This is a genomic window from Streptomyces sp. NPDC006134 (assembly GCF_040628835.1).
Lineage (GTDB): Bacteria > Actinomycetota > Actinomycetes > Streptomycetales > Streptomycetaceae > Streptomyces.
The window spans coordinates 53,885-67,596 of sequence record NZ_JBEXTV010000013.1 but is presented as its reverse complement, the minus strand read 5'-3'; the positions used below and the strand labels follow the sequence as shown (position 1 = coordinate 67,596).

The 13,712-nt window shown below is 73.3% G+C and carries 10 protein-coding genes; 9 read left to right on the top strand and 1 reads right to left on the bottom strand.

The genetic code is table 11. From position 1 onward, the window contains the following. Positions 1-88: 88 nt before the first annotated feature. Complete coding sequence (gene murA, locus ABZ340_RS11215) at positions 89-1,435, bottom strand: UDP-N-acetylglucosamine 1-carboxyvinyltransferase (protein ID WP_358781491.1); 1,347 nt, start codon at positions 1,433-1,435, stop codon at positions 89-91. Positions 1,436-1,690: 255 nt separating this feature from the next. Between murA and ABZ340_RS11210 the strand changes: the two genes are divergently transcribed. The 9 genes from ABZ340_RS11210 to ABZ340_RS11170 all read left to right on the top strand — a co-directional run bounded on the left by ABZ340_RS11210 (position 1,691) and on the right by ABZ340_RS11170 (position 13,630). Next, positions 1,691-2,263 carry a YqgE/AlgH family protein gene (locus ABZ340_RS11210; RefSeq protein ID WP_358781490.1) on the top strand — a complete coding sequence of 191 codons (573 nt, stop codon included), beginning with the start codon at positions 1,691-1,693 and terminating at the stop codon, positions 2,261-2,263. Positions 2,264-2,292: 29 nt separating this feature from the next. After that, complete coding sequence (locus ABZ340_RS11205) at positions 2,293-2,577, top strand: DUF3039 domain-containing protein (RefSeq protein ID WP_210925044.1); 285 nt, start codon at positions 2,293-2,295, stop codon at positions 2,575-2,577. A 352-nt stretch (positions 2,578-2,929) separates the two neighbouring features. Further along, a complete protein-coding gene (locus ABZ340_RS11200; RefSeq protein ID WP_358781489.1) occupies positions 2,930-4,291 on the top strand; it encodes an extracellular solute-binding protein in 1,362 nt (453 codons plus the stop codon). Positions 4,292-4,398: 107 nt separating this feature from the next. Continuing rightward, positions 4,399-5,250 (top strand): sugar ABC transporter permease, encoded by an 852-nt coding sequence (locus ABZ340_RS11195; RefSeq protein WP_358781540.1) that lies wholly within the window; start codon positions 4,399-4,401, stop codon positions 5,248-5,250. 77 nt (positions 5,251-5,327) lie between these two features. After that, positions 5,328-6,167: a carbohydrate ABC transporter permease gene (locus ABZ340_RS11190; RefSeq protein ID WP_358781488.1), complete on the top strand. Its 840-nt coding sequence runs from the start codon at positions 5,328-5,330 to the stop codon at positions 6,165-6,167. 76 nt (positions 6,168-6,243) lie between these two features. Further along, the gene (locus ABZ340_RS11185; RefSeq protein WP_358781487.1) at positions 6,244-7,917 is read left to right on the top strand and encodes a beta-N-acetylhexosaminidase; all 1,674 of its coding nucleotides are present in this window, start codon (positions 6,244-6,246) and stop codon (positions 7,915-7,917) included. Positions 7,918-8,181: 264 nt separating this feature from the next. Further along, complete coding sequence (locus ABZ340_RS11180) at positions 8,182-9,075, top strand: FAD binding domain-containing protein (RefSeq protein WP_358781486.1); 894 nt, start codon at positions 8,182-8,184, stop codon at positions 9,073-9,075. Then, positions 9,072-11,318 (top strand): 2Fe-2S iron-sulfur cluster-binding protein, encoded by a 2,247-nt coding sequence (locus tag ABZ340_RS11175; RefSeq protein WP_358781485.1) that lies wholly within the window; start codon positions 9,072-9,074, stop codon positions 11,316-11,318. Before ABZ340_RS11180 ends, ABZ340_RS11175 begins: the two co-directional genes overlap by 4 nt. Further along, positions 11,315-13,630 carry a molybdopterin cofactor-binding domain-containing protein gene (locus ABZ340_RS11170; protein WP_358781484.1) on the top strand — a complete coding sequence of 772 codons (2,316 nt, stop codon included), beginning with the start codon at positions 11,315-11,317 and terminating at the stop codon, positions 13,628-13,630. The genes ABZ340_RS11175 and ABZ340_RS11170 overlap by 4 nt, the downstream gene beginning before the upstream one ends. Positions 13,631-13,712: the final 82 nt, after the last annotated feature.

The following is a 13,712-nucleotide window of genomic DNA, read 5'->3' as shown; positions in this document are numbered from 1 at the left end:
ATGCCGTGTCTGCCCGGGGGACGACCCCCGGACCCCCGGCAGAGGGCCGGTGGGCCGGGCCGGAGCCGGGCGGCTGCCCCGGTGGGGCTCAGCCGAGCGCCTTGCCGGGCAGCTCGACCTTGGCCCCCAGCTCCACCAGCTTCTCCATGAAGTTCTCGTAGCCGCGGTTGATGAGTTCGATGCCGTGCACGCGGGACGTGCCCTGGGCGGCGAGGGCGGCGATGAGGTAGGAGAAGCCGCCGCGCAGGTCGGGGATGACCAGGTCGGCGCCCTCCAGCTTGGTCGGGCCCGACACGACGGCGGAGTGCAGGAAGTTGCGCTGGCCGAAGCGGCAGTGGGAACCGCCCAGGCACTCGCGGTAGAGCTGGATGTGGGCGCCCATCTGGTTCAGCGCGGAGGTGAAGCCGAGGCGGGACTCGTAGACCGTCTCGTGGATGATGGACAGCCCCGTGGCCTGCGTCAGCGCCACCACCAGCGGCTGCTGCCAGTCGGTCTGGAAGCCGGGGTGCACGTCCGTCTCCAGCGCGATGGACTTCAGCTGCCCGCCCGGGTGCCAGAAGCGGATGCCCTCGTCGTCGATCTCGAAGGCGCCGCCCACCTTCCGGTAGGTGTTCAGGAACGTCATCATCGAGCGCTGCTGGGCGCCGCGGACGTAGATGTTCCCCTCGGTCGCCAGCGCCGCGGACGCCCAGGAGGCGGCCTCCAGGCGGTCCGGCAGGGCACGGTGGGTGTAGCCGCCGAGCGTGTCCACACCGGTGATGCGGATGGTGCGGTCGGTGTCCATCGCGATGATCGCGCCCATTTTCTGCAGGACGCAGATCAGGTCCTCGATCTCCGGCTCGACGGCCGCGTTGGACAGCTCCGTGACGCCCTCGGCGAGCACGGCCGTCAGCAGCACCTGCTCGGTGGCGCCGACGGACGGGTACGGCAGCCGGATCTTGGTGCCGCGCAGCCGCTGCGGGGCCTCCAGATACTGCCCGTCCGCCCGCTTCTCGATCTTCGCACCGAACTGCCGCAGCACGTCGAAGTGGAAGTCGATGGGCCGGCCGCCGATGTCGCAGCCGCCCAGGCCGGGGATGAACGCGTGCCCGAGGCGGTGCAGCAGCGGGCCGCAGAACAGGATCGGGATGCGGCTCGACCCCGCGTGGGCGTCGATGTCGGCGACGTTGGCGCTCTCCACGCGGGTCGGGTCGAGCACCAGCTCGCCCGGCTCCTCGCCCGGACGGACCGTCACCCCGTGCAGCTGGAGCAGCCCGCGGACGACCCGCACGTCACGGATGTCCGGAACGTTGCGCAGTCTGCTCGGCGCACTGCCCAGCAGGGCGGCGACCATGGCCTTCGGCACGAGGTTCTTCGCACCGCGGACCCGGATCTCGCCCTCCAGCGGTGTTCCGCCGTGGACAAGCAGTACGTCATCAGAGCCGTTGACGGTCATGAATCTCGCGTTCCGTGGAGTGGGGCAGGGGCACAGGAGGGAAAGGGTAATCGCCTTCGGCGCCCCTTCCGTAAGCCCGTTGGCCGCCGAAGAGCGCCACGGCCGCGTCTCGACACGAACCGTTTCCTCACGAGTACGCCGGGTCACGGTGGCGGGCGCGCGGGCGGGGGCGCGCCGACCTGCCGTGAGCTGCCTTCACTCCGCTGCCCCCGATTGCCTCCCCACGGAAGGGGAAGATGCGGGATCATGTCTGGCATGACCGAGGTGTCCTCGCTCACAGGGCGGCTGCTCGTGGCCACCCCCGCCCTGGCGGACCCGAACTTCGACCGTGCTGTGGTGCTCCTTCTCGACCACGACGAGGAGGGCTCCCTCGGTGTCGTCCTCAACCGCCCGACGCCGGTCGGCGTGGGCGACATCCTGGAGGACTGGGCGGACCTCGCCGGCGAACCCGGCGTCGTCTTCCAGGGCGGCCCGGTCTCCCTCGACTCGGCCCTCGGCGTGGCCGTCGTCCCCGGCGGCGACAGCGGCGAGGCCGCCCCGCTGGGCTGGCGCCGGGTGTACGGCGCGATCGGCCTGGTGGACCTGGAGGCCCCGCCGGAGCTGCTCGCCTCCGCGGTGGGCTCGCTGCGGATCTTCGCCGGGTACGCGGGCTGGGGCCCCGGCCAGCTGGAGGACGAGCTGGTGGAGGGCGCCTGGTACGTCGTGGAGTCCGAGCCCGGCGACGTCTCCTCCCCGGCGCCCGAGCGGCTGTGGCGCGAGGTCCTGCGCCGCCAGCGCAACGAGCTGGCGATGGTGGCGACGTACCCGGACGACCCTTCGCTCAACTGATCCGTGTGACCTTCAGTACCCTGGCATGCATGAGCACTCTCGAGCCCGAGCGCGGGACTGGTACGGGGACCCTCGTAGAGCCGACGCCGCAGACCTCCCATGGCGACGGCGACCACGAGCGCTTCGCCCACTACGTCCAGAAGGACAAGATCATGGCGAGCGCCCTCGACGGCACCCCCGTCGTGGCGCTGTGCGGCAAGGTCTGGGTACCGGGCCGCGACCCGAAGAAGTACCCCGTGTGCCCCATGTGCAAGGAGATCTACGAGTCCATGGGTGCCGGCGGGGACGAGGGCAAGGGCGGCGACAAGAAGTAGCGGCTCTTCCCGTCCGAGGCCGGTGAGGCCCCCGAGCGCGCCGTGACGCGCTCAGGGGCCTTTGTGCTGTCCGGGCGTGCTGTCGACGTGCATGTCCGGGTGCGCTGTCCGGGGCTGTTCGGACGTGCCGACCGGGGCTGTTCGGACGTGCCGACCGGGGCTGTCCGGGCGTGCCGATCGGGGCTGTCCGGGCGTGCCGACCGGGGCTGTCCGGACGTCGCGCGGAGGGTGTCGTGGGGTCACAGAGTGGTAGAGACCTCTTGTCGTCATGTTCATGGAGTCTCTAGCCTCCGAAGTGTTGTGCAGAGCAAAACCTTCATTGCACATGCTGCAACGCTCGGAGGACCGCTTCATGAAGCTCCCCGCAATACGCCCTGCAAGACGCCCCGCCGTACGCCCCACGCGCCGCCCCGCCACCCGCCTCGCCCGCCCGGCCGTGCTGTTCGCCGCCGCCGTCCTGACCGCCACCGCCGCCTGCGCCCCCCAGACGTCCGGCAACTCCGCCTCCGGCAAGGACGAGAAGACCGGCACCCTGCGCCTCTGGCTCTTCCAGGAGGTCAACAACCAGCCCAAGGAACGGGTCGTCGACACGGTCCTGGCCGACTTCGAGAAGGCCCACGAGGGCACCGACGTCACCGTCGAGTACATCCCCGTCGAGACCCGCGCCCAGCGCATCAAGGCCGCCTTCAACGACCCCGCGAGCGCACCCGACGTCATCGAGTACGGCAACACCGACACCGCCGGCTACGTCGAGGACGGCGGACTGGCGGACGTCACCGAGGAGTTCGGCGCCTGGGAGGAGGCCCGGGACACCGACCCCACCGCCCGGCAGTCGGTCACGGTCGACGGCAAGGTCTACGGAGCCCCCTACTTCGTCGGCGTCCGGGCCCTGTACTACCGGACGGACATCTTCCGGGAACTGGGCCTGGACGTGCCGGAGACGATGGGGGAGCTGGCGTCCACGGCGAAGGCGATCCGGGCGGCCGAGCCCGGCCTGTACGGCCTCGCGGTCGGCGGCGCCTACACCTACGGGGCGCTGCCGTTCCTGTGGGCCCACGGCGGCGAACTCGCCACCGGAAAGGGCGGTTCGTACGCCTCCGCCCTCGACAGCCCCGCCGCCCGCAAGGGCATCGAGGCGTACACCTCCCTCTTCGGCGACGACAACTGCCCCGCCGCCAAGTGCGCGGGCATGGGCGGCAACGACACCGTCACCGCGTTCGCTTCGGGGAAGGCGGGCATGGCGATCGGCGGTGACTTCAGTCACCAGGCCGTGGAGGCCGGGAAGGTGAAGGGCAAGTACGCCGTCGTACCGCTGCCGGGCGTCGAACCGGGCTCCATCGCCCCGGCGTTCGCGGGCGGGAACAACATCGGTGTGCTGAAGAGCACCTCGCACCGCACCCTCGCCGTCGACCTGATGAAGCGGCTGGCGTCGAAGAAGGCGCAGGGCGCGCTGTTCGACGCGATGGGCTTCCTGCCGACCTTCACCGACGTGCGGCAGCGGGCCGCCGCGAAGCAGCCGTTCGTGAAGCCGTTCGTCGAGACGCTCGCCGCGGGCACCAGGTTCGTGCCGGCCTCGCCCGCCTGGGCGCGGATCGACTCCTCGCTGGTGCTGCCGACCATGTTCCAGGAGATCGTCAGCGGCAGGAAGGACGTGGCGGCGGCCTCCGGGGACGCGGCGAAGAAGATGAACGACGCGTTCGGCTCCGCGGGGTGAGGGGGGTGACCACGGGGGCGGCGCGTGCGGTGCGCCGGCGGGAGCGGGCGCCGGGTGGCCGGCCGCGCGGTACCCCGCACCCCCGGGGGCGTTCGGCCACCGCCTGGCTGTACCTCGCCCCCGCCCTCGTCGTCCTCGGCGCGCTCCTCGTCTACCCCATCTACCAGCTCGGCCTGATCTCGTTCCTGGAGTACACCCAGGCCCAGGTCAGCGGCGGCGCACCGACCACCTTCCGGGGCCTGGGCAACTACGCCGAACTCTTCGGCGACGACCAGTTCTGGCAGGTGCTGCTGGCGACCGTCCTGTTCGCGGCGGCCTGCGTGGTCTCCACGCTGGCGGTCGGCTGCGCGCTCGCGGTGCTGCTCACCCGCGTGCGGGCCCTGCCGCGGCTCGCGCTGATGCTGGCCGCGCTGGGCGCCTGGGCCACCCCGGCGATCACCGGCTCCACGGTCTGGCTGTTCCTGTTCGACCCGGACTTCGGCCCCGTCAACCGGATCCTCGGCCTCGGCGACCACTCCTGGACCTACGGGCGCCTGAGCGCCTTCTTCCTCGTCCTGCTCGAAGTGGTCTGGTGCTCCTTCCCGTTCGTCATGGTCACCGTCTACGCCGGCATCCGCGCCGTACCGTCCGAGGTGCTGGAGGCCGCCGCCCTGGACGGCGCCTCGCAGTGGCGGATCTGGCGGTCCGTCCTCGCGCCGATGCTGCGGCCCATCCTGACGGTGGTCACCATCCAGTCGGTCATCTGGGACTTCAAGGTCTTCACACAGATCTACGTCATGACGGGCGGCGGCGGCATCGCGGGCCAGAACCTCGTGCTGAACGTCTACGCCTACCAGAAGGCGTTCGCGTCCTCGCAGTACAGCCTCGGCTCGGCGATCGGCGTCGTGATGCTGCTGGTCCTGCTCGCCGTGACGCTGGTGTACCTGCGGCTGCTGCGCCGCCAGGGGGAGGAACTGTGAATCTTCCGCGCCCGCTCGTACGCGGCCCGCGCGCACGTCACCCGCTCGTACGCGGCCCGCGCCTACGCCAACCACTCGTGCGCCGTCCGCGCGTGCGCCGTCCGTGGCGGCCGGCCGCCGAGACCTCGGCCCTGCTGATCGCGGCCGTCGTCGCCTTCCCCCTGTACTGGATGGTGCTGAGCGCCTTCAGGCCGGCCGGCGAGATCGAGTCGGACCGGCCGCGGCCGTGGACCCTGTCACCCACCCTGGACTCCTTCCGGCGGGTCTTCGGGCAGCAGGAATTCGGCCGTTACTTCCTCAACAGCCTGCTCGTCGCGGGCACTGTCGTGATCGCCTCGGCGCTCATCGCGTTTCTCGCCGCGACGGCCGTGACACGATTCCGCTTCCGCTTCCGGACCACCTTGCTGATCATGTTTCTGATCGCCCAGACGGTGCCGGTCGAAGCCCTCACGATCCCGTTGTTCTTCCTCATGCGGGACGCCGGTCAGCTGAACACGCTGGGGTCGCTGATCCTGCCCCACATCGCCTTCTCGCTGCCGTTCGCGATCTGGATGCTGCGGGGTTTCGTGAAGGCCGTTCCCGAGGCCCTGGAGGAGGCCGCGTACATCGACGGGGCGAGCCGGGCGCGCTTTCTGTGGCGGATCCTTTTCCCGCTGGTCCTCCCGGGTCTGGTCGCCACCAGCGTGTTCTCCTTCATCTCGGCCTGGAACGACTTCCTGTTCGCCAAGTCCTTCATCATCAGCGACACCTCCCGGTCGACTCTGCCGATGGCGCTGCTGGTGTTCTACAAGCCGGACGATCCGGACTGGGGCGGGGTGATGGCGGCGTCCACGGTGATGACCATTCCGGTGCTGGTGTTCTTCGTGCTCGTGCAGCGACGGCTCGTCTCCGGCCTCGGCGGAGCGGTGAAGGGTTAGCCGTACCGGCACCAGCCATACCGGCACCAGCCGTACCGGCACCAGCCGTACCGGCCCTCACAAGACGAGGTGTGACATGACTTCTCCCACCGAACTGGTCCCGGCGCCCCGCGCCGTCGAGAAACGGCCCGGTGAGCAGGGCTTCCTGCTGACCGAGGACACCACCGTGTGCGCCGCGCCAGGCACCGGCACCACCGAGCGGTGGCTGCGGGCCGTGCTGGGCCCCGCCCTGGGCCTGCCGCTGCGCCCCGGACCGTACGATGCCCGCGACTCCCACGACGGCCGCAACGGCGCCTGTGACGCCCACGGCACCCTGCGGCTGCGTCTCGACGCCGCCCTCGCCCCCGAGGAGTACCGGCTCACCGTCGGCGCCGGGTCCGGCGTCGACATCGCGGGCGGCGGCGCGGCCGGCGTCTTCTGGGGCGCCCAGACCCTGCGCCAGCTCCTCGGGCCGGACGCCTTCCGGAAAGCCCCCCTGCGGCCCGGCGCGCGGTATGCGATCGAGCCGCAGGTCGTCGAGGACCGCCCCCGTTTCCGCTGGCGCGGCCTCATGCTCGACGTCGCCCGCCACTTCCTGCCCAAGGACGGTGTGCTGCGCTGTCTCGACCTGATGGCCGCGCACAAACTCAACGTCTTCCACTTTCACCTGACGGATGACCAGGGCTGGCGCATCGAGATCGAGCGGTATCCGAAACTGACCGAGATCGGTTCCTGGCGGGCCCGCACGAAATTCGGCCACCGCGCCTCGCCGCTGTGGGAGGAAAAACCGCACGGCGGCTACTACACCCAGGACGACATCCGGGAGATCGTCGCCTACGCCGCCGAACGGCACATCACCGTCGTCCCGGAGATCGACGTGCCCGGGCACTCGCAGGCCGCCATCGCCGCGTATCCGGAACTCGGCAACACCGACGTCGTCGACACCACCGCCCTCACCGTCTGGGACACCTGGGGCGTCTGCCCGAACGTCCTCGCCCCCACGGACCACACCCTGCGCTTCTACGAGGGGGTCTTCGAGGAAGTGCTCGACCTGTTCCCGTCGGAGTTCATCCACGTCGGCGGTGACGAGTGCCCCAAGGACCAGTGGCGGCGCTCACCCGCCGCGCAGGCCCGGATCAAGGAGCTCGGGCTTGCGGACGAGGACGGGCTCCAGGCGTGGTTCATCGGGCACTTCGACGCCTGGCTCGCCGCGCGCGGACGCCGGCTCATCGGCTGGGACGAGATCCTGGAGGGCGGTCTGGCCCCCGGCGCGGCCGTGTCGTCGTGGCGCGGCTACGGCGGCGGGATCGCCGCCGCGCGGGCCGGGCACGACGTCGTCATGTGCCCCGAGCAGCACGTCTACCTGGACCACCGGCAGGACGCGGGCCCCGACGAGCCCGTGCCGATCGGGTACGTGCGCACCCTGGAGGACGTCTACCGGTTCGAGCCCGTCCCGCCGCAGCTCACCCAGGACGAGGCCCGCCACGTCCTGGGCACCCAGGCCAACGTGTGGACGGAGGTGATGGAGGACCAACGGCGGGTGGACTACCAGATGTTCCCGAGGCTCGCCGCCTTCGCCGAGGTCGCCTGGAGCGACCTGCCGGCCCCGCGGCAACGCGACTTCACCGGCTTCGAACGGCGGATGGCCGCCCACTACCGGCGACTTGACGCCCTCGGGGTCGCCTACCGGCCCCCCACGGGCCCGCGGCCGTGGCAGCGCCGCCCCGGCGTGCCGGGCCGGCCCATCGACGGCCCGCCACCGGAGAAGTGAAGTCCGAAGAAGCGAAGTAAGGGGAATAAAGGAAGAAAAGCCTCAGACCGCGTCAGAAAAGTCCCATCCGCGTGCACGGCCGATCCATGGTGATGCCATGCGAAAGCGGACCGCCTCCCCGACCGGGCGGACGAACGCCTCCTGACCGACCCCCGCGTTCGGGTCCTGCGAAGATGTGCCAGAGTTGCCACGTCCGCCCTGTCGGCACGTACCGTACGGCAACACAGGTGGGACCAGGTGGGACAGCGGGAAGGGGCAGCCGGTTTGACCACGCACGCACCGCAGGCGGCGCAGGCCGTCACGCTGCCCACGACACTGGACGAGGCGGTGGCGGCCCTCACCGCCGTGCCCGCCGCCGTGCCGGTCGCGGGCGGCACCGATCTCATGACCGCCGTCAACTCCGGGCAGCTCAGGCCCACCGCCCTGGTCGGCCTCGGCCGCATCAGCGAGATCCGCGGCTGGCAGTACCAGGACGGCCACGCGCTGCTCGGCGCCGGGCTCACCCACGCGCGCATGGGGCGCCCCGACTTCGCCGCCCTGATCCCGGCGCTCGCCGCCGCCGCGCGCGCCGCCGGCCCGCCCCACATCCGCAACGCGGGCACCCTGGGCGGCAACATCGCCTCGGCCTCCCCGACGGGTGACGCGCTGCCCGTCCTGGCCGCCCTGGAGGCGACGCTGATCATCGCGGGCCCGGGCGGAGCCCGCCGCGAGATCCCGGTGTCGCACCTGCTGGCCGGTGTGGAGATGCTCCGCGCGGGCGAACTCATCGGCTACGTGCGCGTGCCGCTCCTGCACGCCCCGCAGGTCTTCCTGAAGGCCACCGGCCGCACCGGCCCCGGCCGCGCCGTTGCCTCGGTGGCGCTGGTCCTCGACCCCGCGCGGCGCGGAGTGCGGTGCGCCGTCGGCGCCATAGCGCCCATGCCGCTGCGCCCCCTGGACGCCGAGCACTGGGTCGCCCAGCTCATCGACTGGGACAACGACCGCGTGCTCGTGCCGGACGCCCTGCACGCCTTCGGCGAGTACGTGGCCGCGGCCTGCGTCCCCGATCCGGCTCCGGCCGAGGACGGCTCCGTCCTGCAGCTTCCGCCCGCCGTACTGCACCTGCGGCGCACCGTCGCCGCGCTGGCCCGACGAGCACTGGGGAGGGCGCTGTCGTGACCGACGACCAGCACGGAGAGGGCATGCACCAGGGCGGCGGACGCTGGGACCCGCTGCCCCAGGGCGACTACGACGACGGCGCCACCGCCTTCGTGCAACTCCCCGAGGGGGGCATCGACGCGCTCCTGGCCGCCACCGACAGCCCGCTCGCCGCGCCCGGCCACGGCTACGTGCCGCCGCAGATAACGGTCACGCCGGCCACGACCGCGGGCACCGACCCGGCGACCGCGGTCCCCTGGGCGACGCCGCCGGCACCGGACGGCGCGGCGCAGTGGCACGCGCCGGGCGTGCCGGAGGGCGGCTACCGGCCGGAGGGCGATTACCGGCAGCAGGGCCCGGACGCCGGATACGGGCAGGGCGCCGACGGTGTGTACCCGCAGGGCGGCGAGGGCGCGTACCCGCAGAGCGGCGGGGAGGCGTACCCGCAGGACCCGGACGCCGGGTACCGGCAGCACGGCACGGACGGCGGATACCCGCAGGGCTCCGGCGGGTACCCGCAGGGCCCGGACGCCGGATACGGGCAGCAGGGCCCGGACGCCGGGTACCGGCAGCACGATCCGTACGGCGTGGCCGGGCGGCACGGGGAGCACGGTGAGCGCGGTGAGCACGGGGACCCCTACACCGCGAACGACCGGTTCACGTACCACCCGGACACCACGGGGCAGTGGGACTTCGCGGAGGCCCCCGCTCCGGAGTACCACCCGTCCGGGCCCGCCGCCGCGTCCGCTCCCGGCCACGACGTGACCGGGCAGTGGTCCATCCCCGTGGCCGGGGGAGACCTCCCCGACGAGTCGGGCGAGTTCACCACGTCGTCCCTGGTCGAGCAGTGGGGCGGCACCCCGCCGGCCACGCTCCCCGGCGGCGCCCCCGCGCCCTGGGCGACCCCTGTGGCGGACCGTTCCACCGGCCACGGCGGGCAGCATCCCGCCGAGCACGCTGCTCCGGAGCACGACGCCGTTCCGGAGCACGGCACCGCTCCGTACGTGCAGCACGCCGCGGAGGCCGTGGAGCCGCAGGAGGCGGCGGGGGCGCCGGAGACCGCGGGGACGCCGGAGGCCGAACCGCCGTCACAGCCCTCGCCGGAGCCGGCCGAGGAGCCGTCACCGACCGCTGCCGAGGAGCCGTCACCGGCGGCCGCCGAGGCCGGTGCGGCGTCCGAGGACACCGAGGACACCGGGGAACCGGACAGCTCCGCGCAAGCCCCTGCCGTGACTCCGGACACCCCCGGCACCCCTGACACCCCTGCCGACCCCGGCACTCCGGAGGCCGTACCGGCCCCTGACGCCCCCGCCGAGGACCCCGCCGCCCCCACGCCGGCCAAGGACGCGGTGCCCGCGCCCGAGGTGGCCGAGGAGCCCGAGGCCACCGGGGCCGCCGAGGCGCCCACGCAGCCTCCGGCCGACGCGGCCGATGCGACGGAACCGGCCGACGCGACGGAACCGGCCGACACGGCGGACACGGCCGACGTGACCGACGCGGAGGCACCGGCGGAGGCGGCCGACCCGTCCCCGGAGGCGGCAGCGGCGCCCGAGGAACAGCCCCCGGCCGACACTCCCGCCACGCCCGGGGAGGAGCCGGCGGCGGCCCCCGCCGCCCACGACGAGCACCCCCTCGCCTCGTACGTCCTGCGCGTCAACGGCACCGACCGCCCCGTCACCGACGCGTGGATCGGCGAGTCGCTGCTGTACGTGCTGCGGGAGCGGCTCGGGCTCGCGGGCGCCAAGGACGGCTGCTCGCAGGGCGAGTGCGGCGCCTGCAACGTGCAGGTCGACGGACGCCTGGTCGCCTCCTGCCTGGTCCCGGCGGCGACCGCGGCCGGCAGCGAGGTCCGCACCGTCGAGGGCCTGGCCGCCGACGGGCAGCCGTCGGACGTGCAGCGGGCGCTGGCGCGGTGCGGGGCGGTGCAGTGCGGTTTCTGCGTGCCCGGCATGGCGATGACCGTGCACGACCTGCTGGAGGGCAACCCGGCGCCGACCGAGCTGGAGACCCGGCAGGCGCTGTGCGGCAACCTGTGCCGCTGCTCCGGCTACCGGGGCGTCCTGCGGGCCGTCGAGGAGGTCGTCGCCGAGCGGCAGGCGCACGCCGCCGCCGACGCGCCCGAGACGGACCCCGGGCAGCCGCACGTTCCCCACCAGGGGGGCCCGTCGGTGTTCGATCCCCCGGCCGCTCCCGGGACGCCCGGCTCCCCGGAGGCGCCGGGACCGCACGACCAGCCCTACGGCCAGGACGGAGGCCACGCGTGACCGACGAAGCAGCCACCGCGCAGGCCGCGCAGCCCGCGGAGGCCGCCCCCGCCCCGGAAGCGATCCCGCACGGCCTCGGCGCCTCCCTGCCGCCCGCCGACGCCCGGGCCAAGACGGAGGGCACCTTCCCGTACGCCTCCGACCTGTGGGCCGAGGGCCTGCTGTGGGCGGCCGTCCTGCGCTCCCCGCACGCACACGCGCGCATCGTGTCCATCGACACCTCCCACGCGCGCGAGATGCCCGGCGTACGGGCCGTCGTCACCCACGAGGACGTCCCCGGCAGCCCGCTGCACGGGCGTGGCAAGGCCGACCGCCCGGTGTTCGCCTCCGAGGTCGTACGCCACCACGGCGAGCCCATCGCCGCCGTCGCCGCCGACCACCCCGACACCGCGCGGATGGCCGCCGCGGCCGTCATCGTCGAGTACGAGGTGCTCGATCCGGTGACCGACCCGGAGCAGGCGTTCGAGGCGCAGCCGCTGCACCCCGACGGCAACCTGATCCGGCACATCCCGCTGCGGCACGGCGACCCCGAGGCGGTCGGCGAGGTCATCGTGGAGGGCCTGTACCGCATCGGCCGCCAGGACCCGGCGCCCATCGGCGCCGAGGCGGGCCTGGCGGTCCCGCGCCCCGACGGCGGCGTGGAGCTCTACCTGGCCTCCACCGACCCGCACACCGACCGCGACACCGCCGCCGACTGCTACGGCCTGCCCCCCGAACAGGTGAAGATCGTCGTCACCGGTGTGCCCGGCGCCACGGCCGACCGCGAGGACCAGGGCTTCCAGCTCCCGCTGGGCCTGCTGGCGCTGAAGACCGGCTGCCCGGTGAAGCTGACCGCCACGCGCGAGGAGTCCTTCCTCGGCCACGCCCACCGCCACCCGACCCTGCTGCGCTACCGCCACCACGCGGACGCCGAGGGCCGGCTGGTGAAGGTCGAGGCGCAGATCCTGCTCGACGCGGGCGCGTACGCCGACACGTCCTCCGACGCGCTGGCCGCCGCCGTGGCGTTCGCCTGCGGCCCGTACGTCGTGCCGAACGCGTTCATCGAGGGCTGGGCCGTGCGCACCAACAACCCGCCCTCCGGCCATGTGCGCGGCGAGGGCGCCATGCAGGTGTGCGCCGCCTACGAGGCGCAGATGGACAAGCTGGCCAGGCGGCTCGGCGTCGATCCGGCGGAGCTGCGCCTGCGCAACGTGATGGCCACCGGTGACGTGCTGCCGACCGGCCAGACGGTGACCTGCCCGGCCCCGGTCGCCGAACTCCTCCAGGCCGTCCGCGACGTCCCGCTCCCCCCGCTGCCCAAGGACACGCCGGAGGAGGAGTGGCTGCTGCCCGGCGGCCCCGAGGGCGCGGGCGAACCGGGCGCGGTGCGCCGGGGCGTGGGCTACGGCCTGGGCATGGTGCACATGCTCGGCGCGGAGGGCGCGGACGAGGTCTCCACGGCGACGGTGAAGGTGCAGGACGGCGTGGCCACCGTGCTGTGCGCCGCCGTCGAGACCGGGCAGGGCTTCACCACGCTGGCCCGGCAGATCGTGCAGGAGACGCTCGGCGTCGACGAGGTGCACGTGGCGCCCGTCGACACCGACCAGCCGCCGGCCGGCGCGGGCTGCCGGGGCCGCCACACCTGGGTGTCGGGCGGCGCGGTGGAACGCGCGGCCAAGATGGTCCGCACCCAGCTGCTCCAGCCCCTGGCCCACAAGTTCGGCATGTCCACGGAGCTCCTCCAGATCACGGACGGCAAGATCACCTCGTACGACGGCGTGCTGTCGACCACCGTCGCCGAGGCGCTGGAGGGCAAGGAGCTGTGGGCGACGGCCCAGTGCCGCCCGCACCCGACCGAGCCGCTCGACGCGTCCGGGCAGGGCGACGCCTTCGTGGGCCTGTCCTTCTGCGCCATCCGCGCGGTGGTGGACGTCGACATCGAGATCGGCTCGGTACGGGTGGTGGAGCTGGCGGTCGCCCAGGACGTGGGCCGGGTGCTGAACCCGGCGCAGCTGGCCGCCCGCATCGAGGCCGGTGTCACCCAGGGCGTGGGCATCGCGCTCACCGAGAACCTCCGCACGCCGCGCGGCCTGGTCCGCCACCCCGACCTGACCGGCTACACGCTCCCCACGGCCCTGGACGCGCCCGACATCCGGATCGTCAAGCTCGTCGAGGAACGGGACGTGGTCGCCCCCTTCGGGGCGAAGGCGGTCAGCGCGGTCCCGGTGGTGACCTCCCCGGCGGCCGTCGCCTCCGCCGTCCGCGCCGCCACGGGCCGCCCCGTGAACCGGCTGCCGATCCGGCCGCAGGCGGCGGTGGTGACCGGCCGGTGAGACCGGCCCGCGTTGTCAGTGCCGGCGCGTAGTGTTTTCGGTGGCGGGGCGACGGGCCCGCCGGGCGTGTGACGCGCCCGCG

Bases quoted from the DNA above. Each gene is read 5' to 3' on its own strand.
- murA (WP_358781491.1), bottom strand. From the start codon at position 1,435: ATGACCGTCAACGGCTCTGATGACGTACTGCTTGTCCACGGCGGAACA.
- ABZ340_RS11205 (WP_210925044.1), top strand. From the start codon at position 2,293: ATGAGCACTCTCGAGCCCGAGCGCGGGACTGGTACGGGGACCCTCGTA.
- ABZ340_RS11210 (WP_358781490.1), top strand. From the start codon at position 1,691: ATGACCGAGGTGTCCTCGCTCACAGGGCGGCTGCTCGTGGCCACCCCC.
- ABZ340_RS11200 (WP_358781489.1), top strand. From the start codon at position 2,930: ATGAAGCTCCCCGCAATACGCCCTGCAAGACGCCCCGCCGTACGCCCC.
- ABZ340_RS11185 (WP_358781487.1), top strand. From the start codon at position 6,244: ATGACTTCTCCCACCGAACTGGTCCCGGCGCCCCGCGCCGTCGAGAAA.